This is a genomic window from Psychrobacillus sp. NPDC093200 (assembly GCF_050280345.1).
Taxonomy (GTDB): Bacteria; Bacillota; Bacilli; order Bacillales_A; family Planococcaceae; genus Psychrobacillus; species Psychrobacillus faecigallinarum.
Map to the genome: position 1 here is coordinate 199,157 of NZ_JBNNVC010000004.1, position 14,704 is coordinate 213,860.

The following is a 14,704-nucleotide window of genomic DNA, read 5'->3' on the forward strand; positions in this document are numbered from 1 at the left end:
CATTTCTATTTTTAAAATAAATATAGGCTAATTATAGCACTCCTTTTTGACTAAGCATATATCTAAAAGCATGTTAATTGGTAAAATAATACCTAAAAAAGGTGCTACTTCACTAGGGAGTAGCACCTTTTCATATTGGTTTTATTAAACTTCTTTTAAATTTAAATTTAGCGCAGGTCCAAAGAACTCATAGTGAATATTATCTTTTGCTAAGCCAATATCGAGTAAATGATTAATCATCGCTTCCATAAAACCGACAGGACCACATACATACACATCTCCATCTAGATGCGCATACTCTTGAATGATTTCTTTCGTTATATATCCATCTCCTTCTTCTGAATAGAGAGTTTTATAAGTGCCATTTTCCAAAGATTCCATTAAAGAGCGAATATCTTGGTCAAAGGGATGTAAATTTTTCGTACGAGCACTATAGATAAAGGAAACTGCACGTTCTGGCTGACTTTTCGTAACTGTTTCAAGCATACTCATCATAGGTGTGATTCCAACACCTCCGCTGATGAAAGTAACTGGAGTGGTTCTTTCTTTACTAAGTGTAAACTCCCCAGCAGGAGCGCTTACCTCTACCTTATCTCCGATATTTAAATTTTGATGCAGATGTACTGATACTTTACCTTCGGGATTGTTTTCATCATCTTTTTTTACTGAAATTCGGAATGATTTCAAGTCAGCGGCTTGGGACAGACTATATTGTCTGTTTAACAAATATTGTTCGCCTGGGATATTTACACGAACTGTAATATACTGACCAGGCTCATATGAAGGTAAGACAGACCCATCTGCAGGCTGTAAGTAGAATGATGTAATGTTATTGCTTTCCTTTACTTTATCTATAATGATAAAGTCTTTAAAAAATCTCCAGCCTCCTTCTTGAGTTTCGGCTGCTACGTACATTTCTTCTTCAATTCCTATAAAAGCATCAGCTATAACTCCATATGCTTCAGCCCATGCGTTAATAATTTCATCAGTAGCCGCATCACCTAAAACTTCTTTAATCGCTTCCAATAAATATTGCCCGACAATTGGATAGTGTTCAGGCTTAATCCCTAGGCTGACATGCTTTTGCCCAATTTGTTTAACTACTGGGATAATGGCAGCTAAGTTATCAATGTGAACAGCTGCAGCATAAACAGTATTAGCTAGAGCATTTTGCTGACGACCTTTTTCTTGGTTTGCGTGGTTGAAAATATTTAATAGCTCTGGATGGGCTTCAAAAAGATTTCGATAGAATGTAGTAGTAATTGCTACTCCGTGAACTTCTAGGACTGGAACGGTAGATTTGACTATATCAATAGTTTTTTGTGATAACATATGCGTTTGCACATCCTTTTAGTTTTTAGCGCTATCAATGTTTAATCAATTGAAATATTAGCGCTTTGTTTTTATAAGTTCACCATACTCCTCTTAAAAATCAAAAGCAATATCTAAAATACTTCTTTTATTTTTTGTAAATAAACAGTCACATTTCTTTCACGAGTTTGTCATAGTAGGTATAATGGAATGAATGGCGGTGTTAGTATGAGAATGACAATGTATACAGACTTTTCCCTTAGAGTATTGATCTATTTAGGAGCTAAAGACAAAGGGGAACTTTCAACTATTAAAGATATTTCAGAAGCATATGGTATTTCTAAAAACCATTTAATGAAAGTGACCTATGACTTAGGAAAACTTGGATATATCGAAACGATTCGTGGCAGAGGTGGAGGTATCCGTTTGGCTATGAGGCCAGAGGATATTAATATAGGACAAGTTGTAAGGAAGACGGAGGATGATTTCCATCTAGTAGAATGCTTTGACTGTCAGGCAAACCGGTGTGTGATTACTCCAGCTTGCGGGTTACGTAGAGCACTAAATAGAGCCCTCAAGGCGTATCTAATGGTACTAGATGAATATACATTAGCGGACTTTCTCAATAACAAGGATGTATTAGCAAATTTACTTTTTAATGATAGACAAGATATATGATAAAATAAGTTCGGAAATAGATTTTTAGGAGGATTACTTATGGAAAAAGTATTAGTTTTTGGACATCAAAATCCAGATACAGACACAATTACTTCTGCGATTGTATACGCTTATTTAAAGAATGCTATTGGGGTAGAGGCAGAGGCAGTTCGTTTAGGTGAATTAAATAACGAAACTAAATATGCGCTTGAAAAGTTTGGATTTGAAGCTCCACGATTGATAAAAAATGTAGAAACTGAAGCAACAAAAGTAATTCTAGTAGATCACAATGAAAAACAGCAAAGTGCTATTGGAATAGAAGAAGTTCAAATTACAGAGGTTATTGATCATCATCGTATTGCTAATTTTGAAACGGCAGATCCTTTATATTATCGTGCAGAGCCAGTAGGGTGTACAGCTACGATAATCAATAAAATATTTAAAGAAAAAGGTGTCGATATTCCATCTAATATTGCAGGATTGATGTTATCAGCTATCGTTTCGGACACATTATTATTTAAATCACCAACATGCACAGAAGAAGATATTACAGCTGCACGCGAGCTAGAAAAAATGGCAGGAGTAAACGTTGAGGAGTATGGACTAGCTATGCTAAAAGCAGGGGCTGACCTTAGCGATAAGAGCCTAGAAGACCTACTTTCCCTGGATGCAAAAGAATTTAGTATGGGAGAGCATAAAGTAATCATTGCTCAAGTGAACGCTGTCGATGTAAATGATGTGATGGGACGTCAGGGACAATTAGAGGAATTAATTAACCTTGAAATTCAAGAAAAAGAATTAGACCTCTTCTTCTTCGTTGTAACAGACATATTAAATAACGACTCTGTTGCTTTAGCTTTAGGTAAAATGGCGCTAAAAGCAGAGACTGCATTTAATGTAACATTTGTTAATAATGTTGCGCTTTTAAAAGGCGTGGTATCTCGTAAGAAGCAAGTAGTACCAGCGTTAACAGAGGCTTTAGCTGAATAAATTAAAATATAAAAACTTCCTAGTAAATTTACTAGGAAGTTTTTTTTATAATTATTTTCTTCTAGGTAACAAATCATTTAAGGAAGAAAATAAATTAATCGAAGGATAATTGTTATTTATAGTTCGAATAGGGTATATACCATAGAGTATAAAAATTGGAGGTAAGAAATATGGGTTGGATTGAAAACATTGTGGATGGATTAAACAATGTGTTATGGACTTATATATTAATTGCTTTGCTCATTGGAGCAGGGTTGTATTTTACAATTAGTACGAGGTTTGTGCAATTTCGTTTATTTGGTGAGATGTTTCGCTTAATCACAGAAAAAAAAGAAGATAAAAGTGGAGTTTCTCCCTTTCAGGCATTTACAATTAGCACAGCATCCCGCGTAGGTACTGGTAATATTACCGGGGTAGCTTTAGCAATTGGTATAGGAGGACCTGGGGCTGTTTTTTGGATGTGGGTCATAGCTATTATAGGAATGGCTACAGCTTTTATAGAAAGTACTTTAGCGCAAGTATATAAGGTAAGGGATGGAGATAGCTTCCGAGGTGGTCCTGCTTATTATATTGAAAAGGCATTAGGTAGTCGTAAACTTGGAATAGTTTTTAGTATTCTATTAATCTTGTGTTTTGGCTTCATATTTAATGCAGTGCAGTCTAATACAATAGCTGCTTCAGTAGGGGATGTATTTAACATTCCTCCATACATTATCGGGATAGTATTAGTGTTACTAACAGCAATTATAATTTTTGGCGGAGTACATAGAATTGTCAGTGTCACCCAAATAGTGGTACCTGTAATGGCAGTATTCTATTTGGCTATAACACTTTTTGTAGTTATTACTAATATTTCAGAAATTCCAGCAGTATTCAAACTAATTATTACACATGCGTTTGGCCTAGAGGAAGCAGTAGGAGGAACAATCGGTGCTGCAATCATGCAAGGGGTTAGACGAGGATTATTTTCGAATGAAGCAGGTATGGGTAGTGTACCAAATGCTGCAGCGACAGCAAGTGTATCTCATCCGGCAAAACAAGGGCTTGTTCAAAGTTTAGGGGTATTCTTTGATACCATTATTATCTGTTCAGCAACCGCATTTATTATCATTTTAGCTGGGCTCTATAGTACTGGGGAGGATGATGGTGTCATCCTGACTCAAAATTCCTTGGCAGTTCATGTAGGTGAATGGGCTCCTTATTTTGTGGCCATAGCAATTATTTTCTTTGCCTATAGCTCTGTTATGGGGAACTATTACTACGGAGAAACTAATATAGAATTTATGAATGCTGGCAAGGGCTGGCTTACTGCCTATCGTTTTCTTGTATTAGGAATGGTAATGTTCGGCTCCCTTGCACACGTTCAGCTTGTTTGGACCCTAGCAGATTTATTTATGGGTTTAATGGCCACGATGAATATAGTAGTCATTATACTTTTAGGTAAAGTAGCCTTTAAAGTATTGGATGACTTTACAAGGCAACGAAAAAAAGGACAGGATCCAACATTTTATGCAAAAACAATTCCAGGTCTGAAAAACACAGAATGCTGGGAAGAGGAAGATAGATAAAGAATAAGCCTGCTTTTCCTTAAGGGAAGCAGGCTTTTTTGTATCGTACAAGCTAGTGAAGTAGCAAGTAACATTCTACATTCCTTATCAACTATAAATGCTTAACGACAAGTTTTGTTCTAGTATGTGCGGGTACAAAAAGTTTAAGAGAATTAATGTACCTTTATCTAGCATTGACCAAAATGAGAACGTAAAAGACCTACAAGCAGTATAAAAAACAACTAAATAAATATCTCTTTCCATTTTATATTCGTTTTAGTTGAATAAAGTTTGCAGAATAGATAGAAACTAGTAAAAAGGAGGAAAAATGATGACAAAAACAATTTTACCAGGGAACTCAGAGTCCTATTGGCTATCTACCAATGATCTTCCGTTTTTTCCAAAACTAAATGAAAATATAGAAGTTGATGTGCTGATTGTGGGAGCAGGTTTAACAGGAATAACAGCAGCATATCTATTAAGCAAGAGTGGAAAATCAGTAGCTGTTATTGAGGGAAGTAAAATTTTAAATGGTACAACAGGTTTTACTACCGCTAAGGTAACAACCCAGCATGGACATGTTTATCAACAGCTTATTGATACTTTTGATGTTGAGAAAGCACGACTATATTATACTGCACAAAATGAGGCACTTAATTTCATAGAACAAACTGTTTCCGATTTAAATATTAAATGTGATTATGAAAAAGTACCTGCTTACATATATGCGGATACCGAAAAAGGGGTAGAAATTGTAAGAAAAGAAATGGATGCCTATCAGAAGATAGGGATTGGTCCTGCTTCATTAACAAAAGAAACAGAGCTTCCTTATGAAGTAAAGGAAGCCCTCAAACTAGAAAATCAAGGGCAATTTCATCCAGTAAAGTTTGCAAAGGCATTAGCGGACTTTTCTATCGAGAATGGTGTTCATTTTTTTGAGGAGACACGAGCCAAAGACCTTAATTTAGAAAATGTAGTAGAAACGGTTGATGGTCACAAGATTAAGGCGAAAAAAATTCTCGTTTGCAGTCACTTTCCTTTTAATGATGAAAACGGTTTGTATTTTACACGTTTAGAATCAAATAGATCCTACGTAGTAGCTGCTCCTGCCGATAAAAAGTTTCCAAAAGGGATGTACATTAACGTAGAACAACCAACTAGATCGATACGCTCTACGCTTGGTTCTGACGGTAGAAGATATATTCTTTTAGGAGGTGAAGGTCACGTAACCGGTAGAAATGAGGGAGACACCACTGCGAACTATGAGGCATTAGCAGCTTTCGGACGTGAAAAATTTAATTTTGAACAGTACAATTATCGATGGTCTGCACAGGATTTGGAGTCATTAGACAAGGTTCCATATATAGGTGCAATGACTTCAAGCAAGCCAAATGTATTAGTTGCAACAGGATATCGCAAATGGGGAATGACTAATAGTATAGTCGCCGCTAAAATTATGGTAGATAACGTATTATCGAAAGAAAATGGGTTCTCAGAATTTTTTTCACCTACAAGATCTAAAATGAAAAAAGAAGATATTACTAAATTTACAAAAGCCAACGCTAGTGTAGCGAAGGAGTTTGTTAAAGGCAAGACAGAAAAAGTAGATCTTCAGCTAGAGGATTTAAAAGAAGGCACAGGAGATATTGTAAAAGTAGACGGGAAAAAGGTAGGAGCCTACAAGGACCAGGATGGAGAAGTGTATTTAGTAAAGCCTGTATGTACACACATGGGATGTGATGTAGCTTTTAACAATGCAGAAAGCTCGTGGGATTGTCCATGTCATGGTTCCCGTTTTAATTACAAGGGTGAAGTGTTAGAGGGACCTGCGTTTGAACCATTAGAAAAATTAAATTAGCTGTTTCTAAGAGCGTCGGAAACTAGCTTAAAAGTCGAGAAAGAGGAACCATACTTTCTCGGCTTTTTTTGTCTTTTTAACTTTCACCTATTGTCTTCCTAAAGTATATCGATTAAAATTATCGATATACATGAAGGGTGTGAATGATATGAAAAGGAGAAGAGGTTTCGTGCAGCTGGCTATCCTTCATTTGCTTGATGAAGAGCCGAAGCATGGATATCAAATAATGAAGGAATTAGAATATCGCTCTGGTGGCTTTTATTCGGCAAGTGCCGGAACAGTCTATCCTGCATTACAGGAGTTGATGGAGCAGGAAATGATTGAGTTACTACCTGATACAGGTAAGAAGATATATTCTCTAGGGGTCAGAGGCAGAACTCGCCTAACCGAACATTCCAATAAAAAAAAGAGTGATTTTTGGGAAGACTGGAAGGCTAGATGGGAATGGCAAAATTCAGAGGAAGCAACCCAACTAAAAGAAGTGATCGATCAATGGGAAAATGAACTAAGAAAGGCGATTAAAGCCTCAAGGAAGGATAAAGATAGTACTTCCAGGCTTATTGAATTTATTCAAGATACGACAAAACAATTACAAAAAGAAATACAAAAGAAAGGAGAGGAAACATGAAGTCTCTACAAAAGCTACTTCAATATTTAAAGCCATATACTCTTTTTGCCATATTAGCCCCTCTCCTAATGTGTATAGAAGTGGCAATGGACTTACTTCAACCTACAATTATGCAGCATATCATTGATAACGGGATTGCACAGAGTGACAATGCTTATGTTATCCAGATGGGATTATTGATGCTCGTCACTGCATTTGTAGGTTTAATAGGTGGAGCTGGGTGTACGGTTTATAGCTCTAAGGCTGCAGTCAATTTTGCTGCAGATATTCGAAGAGATGTTTTTCGAAAAACACAGCAGTTTTCTAGCAGAAATACTGACACATATGGGGCAGGAAAGTTAATCACGATTGTGACAAATGATGTCACTTCTGTCCAACAAGCTTTAATGATGACACTTCGCGTATTTGTAAGGGGCCCACTTTTGTTCATAGGCTCCGTTATTATCGTATGGGTCACAGCAAGAGAGTTATTCCCGGTCTTACTTGTAACCATTCCTATTTTGATGGCATTCATTTATTTCTTTTCTTCTAAAACTGGAAAGCTCTTCGTAAAGGTCCAAAAAGCTATGGATAAGGTGAATACTAAGCTGCAGGAGACCTTCTCTGGAATTCGAGTAATTAAGGCATTCAATCGGAAGAATTATGAAATGGATTCCTTTAAGGATGTTAATGACACTTTAACAAAAAGAAACATGGCGGCGGAACAAGTCATTCTATCCCTTATGCCCGTAATGTTATTTGTAGTTAATGTTGGGGTCGTTTTTGGTATGTGGATGGGTGCTATAAAAGTCGATGAAGGGACTATGCAGGTTGGGGTCATACTTGCTTTTATCAATTACCTTAACATTATTATGAATGGCCTTATATCTAGTAGCCATGTATTAATGCAAATCACCCGTTCCTTTACTTCTGCTAATCGTATTCAACAAGTGTTAGAAACGGTAGTAGATATTCAAGAACCAGTAAATCCAATACATACTAGCGACATAAAGGGTTCGGTAGAATTTGACCAAGTTAACTTTAGCTATAGTAAAAATGGAGAGTATGTCTTAAAAAACATTTCCTTCTATGCTGGCGCTGGAGATACAATCGGTATTATTGGTTCAACAGGAAGTGGTAAGTCTACATTAGTAAAACTTATATCCCGGTTATATGATCCAGACACGGGTACCATTCGAATAAGTGGAAAAGATTTAAAGGATTACTCGCTGGAGGAATTGCGAACTTTAATAGGTTTTATTCCTCAAAAAGCAACCTTGTTCTCTGGTACGATTGAGGAAAATTTAAGCTATGGGAAAGAAAATGCAAATCCAGATGAAATGGAGTTAGCTGCTCGTTCAGCGGCAGCATATGAGTTTATCGAGAGATTGGATAAAGGATTCAATCATGAACTCATGCAGGGTGCAACCAATCTATCTGGTGGGCAAAAACAGCGTCTTTCTATGGCTCGAGCATTCATCCGCCATCCTAAAATACTTGTTTTTGATGATTCAACTTCAGCTGTAGATGCATTATCGGAAGCTGCTATTCAAAAAACGTTAAGAGATCACTATGGAGAAACAACAGTTTTTATCATTTCTTCAAAGGTATCTTCCATTATGGATGCCGACCAAATACTAGTGATAGATGATGGAATGATTGAAGCAGCTGGTACGCATGAAGAGCTTCTTCAAACGAGCCAGGTGTATAGAGATATTTATGAGACACAAAGTGGGAAGGGGGTTCTATCAGATGAATAAAGCATCTACTCCACCACCAAATGCCATGGGCCGAGCGAGAGGGCCGAGAGGATTCGGAGGACCAGTTGTTAAAGCAAAGGATAGCAAGGGTACGATCAAACGAATATGGCGCTATATGGAAAAGCAAAAAATAGCATTGATAGCAGCCAGTGGCCTTGTCATTATTTCGACCTTGCTGAATTTGCTGGCCCCATATTTGATAGGGGTAATTATCGATGATTATATTATTCCAAAGGATTTAGATGGCACTATTCGATTCTTAATATTTTTAGGAATAGTATACATTGCTTCTTCCGTTTTCACATGGCTCCAAACATTTTTAATGGTACGTGTATCGCTAAAAACTATTCAAACACTTCGACAAGATTTGTTTAACAAGTTCCAAACGTTATCATTGCGCTTTTTTGATAAACGGACACATGGAGATCTCATGAGTCGAGTCACGAATGATATAGAGAGTCTTAATAATGCATTGAGTCAAAGCGTTATTCAAATATTTTCCTCTTTTCTGATGGTAGCAGGCGTTACGATTGCTATGTTTGCTTTGAACTGGTTATTAGCTATAGTAGCACTACTAATCATACCGCTGATCATATTTACAACGAAGAAAATAATAAAATATAGCAGTAGTAACTTCATTAAGAGACAGCGTGATTTAGGAGAGTTAAATGGTTTCATCGAGGAGTCAATTTCAGGTAATGAGGTAATTACCCTGTTTGGTCAAGAAGAAAATACATTTAATAAATTTTCCGTAGTGAATGAGCGTTTGAGAGGATCAGCAATGGCTGCGGATACAGTATCAGGTTTTCTTGGGCCTATTAATAACTTTATAAATAATCTTGGGTTGGCCCTTATTATTGGGGTTGGTGCGCTTATGACTGTTCAGGAAATGGCTACCGTTGGGATCATTGCAGCTTTTGTTACCTATTCCCGACAGTTCTTCCGTCCGATTAACCAATTATCTAACTTACTAAATACTTTTCAATCCGCAATTGCTGGGGCAGAGAGGGTATTTGAGATCATGGATGAATCCCCAGATATGGTGGATAAGACAAATGCCATAGAAATAGAATCATTGAAGGGTACTGTAGAATTTTCTCATGTGAATTTCTCCTATGAAAAGGGAGAATCTATCTTAAGGAACATTAGCTTCCAAGCAAAAGCAGGAGAGAAGATTGCGCTAGTTGGTCCGACTGGTTCTGGTAAAACAACCATTATAAATTTACTAATGCGCTTTTACGATATTGATTCTGGAAAAATTGAGATAGATGGAATTGATATACAAGACTATAAAGTTAACAAGCTACGTGAAAAAATCGGGATTGTGCTTCAGGATACATTCTTGTTTTCAGGTACGATTATGGAGAATATCCGATATGGGCGATTAGATGCTTCAGATGACGAAGTAGTTGAGGCTGCTAAGCTAGCATCAGCACATGGGTTTATCAAGCATTTGCCGGATCAGTATGAAACACTCATTACATCAGGTGGATCGAGCTTAAGCCAAGGCCAAAGACAGCTACTGGCTATCGCTCGAGTGATTTTGGCTGATTCCGATATACTAATATTAGATGAGGCTACTTCTAGTATAGATACGAAAACAGAGATTGAAATACAACGTGGACTAAATAGATTATCAGAAGGACGAACTAGCTTTGTCATTGCGCATAGGCTAAAAACAATTGAAAATGCAGACAGAATCTTAGTAATTCATCAAGGTGAGCTTATTGAATCAGGGACTCACCAGGAATTATTGCTGAAAAAAGGCTTTTATTTTGAGCTATATGAAAGTCAATTTAATATATAAAAGGAAAAGTTCTCTGGGGATTGTCAATGGCCTCAGGGGACTTTTTTAAAATAAAAGTAATTTAGTACTAGCAACTTTAGGGTGGTAAAGTAAAATATAAGTCGAATTATATAAAAAAATAAAAGAATATTAGTATGAAAGTAGTGATAATTTTTCACGTTTAAGTGCTATTTTCAGAAGGTACTTTCACAACTTAAAGATATGGCTTTTAACATAAAAATATACAATAATTAAGATAAGAAAAAAAAGGAATAGAGGTGAAAAAAATGGAGAGAACGTTTTCAGTCAAACTATTATTTGAACATATTTCCTCGCCTGAATCTATGCCTAATAAAACATTTGAAGAAACGATAAACATCGTTCGAGCACCTCGATTCGAAGATGTAGATCGTTTAGTAAAGGAACATTTTAAAGACGTCACTTATACCAATGCCTTTGGAGAAAAGACAGTAATAAAATTAGTGATGATTCTTGATGTTTTCGAAATGGTTGATAAAATCGAAGAATCATTAGAATTTGCGGAAGTCTACAGCCACCATATTATTTTAGACGAAGCGGTACAATTAGATAGAACATATTGAATAGATTATCAAAAAAGGACCCCAGTTCAGAGAACTGGGGTCCTTTAAGTTATATTATAGTGCCTTAAATCCGGGTTTGATTGAAGTGATTTCTGGTTTAACTTCCAATGCGATGTTAGCCTCTTTTTCTACTGTAACTAATAACAATCCTAATGCACAAAGTACAACAACTAATAATTTCTTCACACTAATTCCTCCCAGCTAGTAATTTTTAATTGTTTTAGGTGATAATTAAAACCTAAATCGTAATATATAGTAGCCTGCTTATACTGTTTGTATTCTGCTAGCTTTTTGGCTAAGACGAATGAATAAACAGAGCAATACTTATATTCTTGTTTTGACTCAAAATACTTTAAAGCGTTTTTGAATATATTTAAAAAATCACTATTGTCCAGCAAAACAGCCTGGTACACTGCTAAATGATTAGCGAAAAAGTCTCGATTTTTATCTGGTAAATGCTCTAACAAATCGTACCCTTTTCTAAGCCATGTTATTGCATTTTGGGAGTCCGATATCTTATGATACTCCTTTAAGATATTCACTATAGTTATCAGGTTATCTTCCGAATTTGAACTTTCATTTAAACTGTTTTGAAAGTGAATCAAAGCTTGATCATGATTTTTTAATAACGAATGACTTGCCCCTAAATTATGCTCAATTTTCCTGTTAAACTTTGAAGATTCTAATTTAGAACTAATCTCTTTTGCTTTTTCAAAAGTAGTAACGGCTTCATGGAGTACACCAGTACTTTTTTGAGCTATTCCAAGAATAATCAAACATTCTATTGATCTTTCAATTAGTATTTCTTGGTTAAAATACGAAAGTGCAGCTTTTACATAGTCAATTGATATTATAAATCTTGCTTCTGAAAGAAAAGATAGGCTTGATATATAATATAATTCTGCCATTTCCCAGTCTTCCATCCGATAACTCTTTATTAAGGTGAAAATTTGAGTAAATATCTCGGAAGATTCTCGGAAATTATTGTTTAAATAGGCCAGAATTCCTTGAATAGTTGAAAGATAGAATAGCTGCTCCGTATTCATTTCCTTTTTAAATTCCTCAAGTATTGAAACATTAGATTGAACCTCACTTGAGTACTCAGGTAGCATAAGCATCAGTCTTGTTTCCATTACTAGAAGAGTAAGTCTATTAGGTTCAAATGGATGTTCCTCTATGTAAATATGGACATCTTGATATAGACTTTTTGCTTTTTGTTTATCTCGAGAGTTTATGACTGATTTAAAAAGTGATTTGAAGTACGATAATTTTGCTTCATCACCATCATTATTTAATGCATCTAAAGGCACGTTTAATCGTTTTAATAAGTGTTGCTGTATATCCTCACTAGGGATAACTAACCCATTTTCTATTCTACTTAAGTAAGAAGGAACGCAAATACCTGAAGCTAAATACTCCTGCTTCATATTTTGTCTTTGGCGTTCTAATTTGATTAGCTGCCCTATATTCACCTAATTCAACCCCCCTCGAGTAGGATCTTAATAGGAAACAAAATCAGATACTATAATAAAGATAGCATAAAAAAACTGAAAAAAGTATAGAATTGAATTATTATGAAAGTGAACAGCGAAATAGGTCAAAAAAGTGAGGTTTTCTTCGTTCACTTTCTTAAAATAGTTATGTTTCTTTTAAATTTTGTTATTAATTGGATTTAAATTGAATTAATTTTACTACAGTGTTTATTGACTAAGATAGTAGTTTAGAAACTTCAAAGTAAAATATTTACATTGTGATTGTGTTTTTTTAGGTGAATTTTGAGGGTTAAGTAATCTTATTCACAATCTACTAAAAATATTACTGATGGTGAATAATGTGTTTATATGATTATCAAGACAACCCTTGCCCTTGAGTAAATTCTCTATACAATTCATGGTGATTTATTAATTCCTCGTGTGTACCTTTGCCTGTAATTTTCCCTTGTTCTAAGAAGAATATTTGATCTGCATGGATAATAGTAGCTAAACGGTGAGCGATGATTAGAGTGGTGCGACCTTTCATCAGCCGTTCTAAAGCTTCTTGAACAAAAGTTTCTGATCCACTATCTAAGTTTGAGGTAGCCTCATCCAACAGTAGTATCTTAGGATCATGTAAAAGGGCTCTCGCAATAGCAATTCGTTGTCTTTGTCCACCTGAAAGCTTCATACCTCGTTCGCCTACCAATGTATCGTATTTGTCTGGTAACTCTTCGATAAAGGAAGAGGCATTTGCCGATTCTGCTGCAGCTTTAATTTTTTCCATGGAGGGAATATCGGTCATTCCATAAGTCATATTGGACAAAATCGTTCCACTCATTAAAGGACTCTCCTGTGATACGTAAGCCATCTTCGTACGCCAATCTCTTAAAGAAAGTTCTTGGATAGGAGAGTTGTTAAAATAGATAACACCATCGTTTGGCTCATAAAACCTTTCAAGTAAAGAAAATATAGTTGTTTTACCTCCACCACTTGGACCTACAAAGGCGGTAACTGTACCTGGTTTAGCTTCAAACGAAACTCCGTTAATGACTTTTTTGTCTTCTCCATACGAAAAATGAACATCTAGGAATGTTATAACACCATCCTCCAATGGTTTGTTTGCCTCTTGTTCAATAGGCTCACTGTCCATCTTAAATATCTCTTGAATACGTTCTGTTGCTCCAACCGCCTTCTGAAAGGAGGTAAAGAAAGTGGCCATTTGAGCAAAAGGAAATATAATTTGGACAAGATAGAAGATAATAGCAACAAGATCTCCAGCGGAGAGATTGCCATTAGAGACCTGTAAGCCTCCATAGCCTAATATGACTACTAAAATTCCCATCATTATAAGTGTCATTAAAGGGGATATGAATGCCTGGATTTTTGCTTCCTTTAAACCGAATCGATATAAGCTATGAATGGCTTCTCCGCCACTAGTTGTTTCGGTACGTTCTGCACGATATGATTTGACGAGTCTTATCTCAGAAAGTACTCTGCCAAGCAATCCAGAAAAAGAGGCCATTTCTTTTTGAGTAGCCTTAGCTACCTTATGCATCTTGGAGCCAAGAGGAATCATAATTGCCATGCTTAATGGTACGCTAATCAGCATAATCAGTGTCATTTTCCAATCGATGAAAAATAAAATAATAACTGAACCAATTATCGTTATTATGCCTGACACAAAATTTACTAAATGGTCGGTAACCAATGATTTTAATGTGGTCGTGTCCTGTGTGATACGACTCATTGTCTCGCCGCTTTCATGGCGATCATAATAGGGGACGGGTAGATGGAGAACCTTACTCCACAGTTTCCTTCTTAAATCAGCAACTACAAACTCACCAATGTAAGCTAAGAGATAATAGGAGAACCCTCCGAATACCGCCTGCAATATAAATACACCCAATAATATGAGAATAAGTGTCCAGTTGAAGGAAGCAGAGGTCAAAGAATCAACCAAGGTTTTAGTTACTAAAGGTACAACTAGACTAATGACAGTGCTCAATAAGGAAAGGACTATTGCTAAAATAGCCATTTTGATTGGCCATTTTAAACTCTTCAGTAATTGAAAAAAGTTTTTAGTGGATGAGGACATCCTAAACACTCCTTTC

The 14,704-nt window shown here is 36.0% G+C and carries 12 protein-coding genes; 8 read left to right on the top strand and 4 right to left on the bottom strand.

What is annotated here, in order from left to right; translation table 11 throughout:
* Nucleotides 1–144: 144 nt before the first annotated feature.
* A complete protein-coding gene (gene hmpA, locus ACQKNZ_RS16320; RefSeq protein ID WP_154312186.1) occupies nt 145–1,332 on the bottom strand; it encodes an NO-inducible flavohemoprotein in 1,188 nt (395 codons plus the stop codon).
* A gap of 207 nt (nt 1,333–1,539) precedes the next feature.
* On the opposite strand from hmpA, the gene ACQKNZ_RS16325 reads away from it, so the two are divergent.
* The 8 genes from ACQKNZ_RS16325 (at nt 1,540) to ACQKNZ_RS16360 (ending at nt 11,118) form a co-directional block, all read left to right on the top strand.
* The gene (locus tag ACQKNZ_RS16325) at nt 1,540–1,989 is read left to right on the top strand and encodes an Rrf2 family transcriptional regulator (protein ID WP_144539496.1); all 450 of its coding nucleotides are present in this window, start codon (nt 1,540–1,542) and stop codon (nt 1,987–1,989) included.
* Nucleotides 1,990–2,028: 39 nt separating this feature from the next.
* Nucleotides 2,029–2,958: a manganese-dependent inorganic pyrophosphatase gene (locus tag ACQKNZ_RS16330; RefSeq protein WP_144539498.1), complete on the top strand. Its 930-nt coding sequence runs from the start codon at nt 2,029–2,031 to the stop codon at nt 2,956–2,958.
* A gap of 170 nt (nt 2,959–3,128) precedes the next feature.
* Entirely contained in the window at nt 3,129–4,526 is a 1,398-nt protein-coding gene (locus ACQKNZ_RS16335; protein ID WP_144539500.1) for an alanine/glycine:cation symporter family protein, read from the top strand.
* A 310-nt stretch (nt 4,527–4,836) separates the two neighbouring features.
* Complete coding sequence (locus ACQKNZ_RS16340) at nt 4,837–6,363, top strand: FAD-dependent oxidoreductase (protein ID WP_427660724.1); 1,527 nt, start codon at nt 4,837–4,839, stop codon at nt 6,361–6,363.
* Nucleotides 6,364–6,511: 148 nt separating this feature from the next.
* The gene (locus tag ACQKNZ_RS16345; protein ID WP_340863841.1) at nt 6,512–6,991 is read left to right on the top strand and encodes a PadR family transcriptional regulator; all 480 of its coding nucleotides are present in this window, start codon (nt 6,512–6,514) and stop codon (nt 6,989–6,991) included.
* Nucleotides 6,988–8,730 (top strand): ABC transporter ATP-binding protein, encoded by a 1,743-nt coding sequence (locus tag ACQKNZ_RS16350; protein ID WP_427660727.1) that lies wholly within the window; start codon nt 6,988–6,990, stop codon nt 8,728–8,730. The genes ACQKNZ_RS16345 and ACQKNZ_RS16350 overlap by 4 nt, the downstream gene beginning before the upstream one ends.
* A 25-nt stretch (nt 8,731–8,755) precedes the next feature.
* Nucleotides 8,756–10,537 carry an ABC transporter ATP-binding protein gene (locus tag ACQKNZ_RS16355; RefSeq protein ID WP_427660786.1) on the top strand — a complete coding sequence of 594 codons (1,782 nt, stop codon included), beginning with the start codon at nt 8,756–8,758 and terminating at the stop codon, nt 10,535–10,537.
* A 266-nt stretch (nt 10,538–10,803) separates the two neighbouring features.
* Nucleotides 10,804–11,118 carry a DUF4288 domain-containing protein gene (locus ACQKNZ_RS16360; RefSeq protein WP_144539510.1) on the top strand — a complete coding sequence of 105 codons (315 nt, stop codon included), beginning with the start codon at nt 10,804–10,806 and terminating at the stop codon, nt 11,116–11,118.
* A 54-nt stretch (nt 11,119–11,172) separates the two neighbouring features.
* Here the strand turns inward: ACQKNZ_RS16360 and ACQKNZ_RS16365 are convergent, their stop codons facing one another.
* From ACQKNZ_RS16365 to ACQKNZ_RS16375, 3 genes are all read right to left on the bottom strand, one after another.
* A complete protein-coding gene (locus tag ACQKNZ_RS16365) occupies nt 11,173–11,304 on the bottom strand; it encodes a hypothetical protein (RefSeq protein WP_260866646.1) in 132 nt (43 codons plus the stop codon).
* The gene (locus ACQKNZ_RS16370; protein WP_144539512.1) at nt 11,301–12,590 is read right to left on the bottom strand and encodes a helix-turn-helix transcriptional regulator; all 1,290 of its coding nucleotides are present in this window, start codon (nt 12,588–12,590) and stop codon (nt 11,301–11,303) included. The genes ACQKNZ_RS16365 and ACQKNZ_RS16370 overlap by 4 nt, the downstream gene beginning before the upstream one ends.
* A gap of 376 nt (nt 12,591–12,966) precedes the next feature.
* Nucleotides 12,967–14,688 (bottom strand): ABC transporter ATP-binding protein, encoded by a 1,722-nt coding sequence (locus tag ACQKNZ_RS16375; RefSeq protein ID WP_427660730.1) that lies wholly within the window; start codon nt 14,686–14,688, stop codon nt 12,967–12,969.
* Between the last annotated feature and the right edge of the window lie 16 nt (nt 14,689–14,704).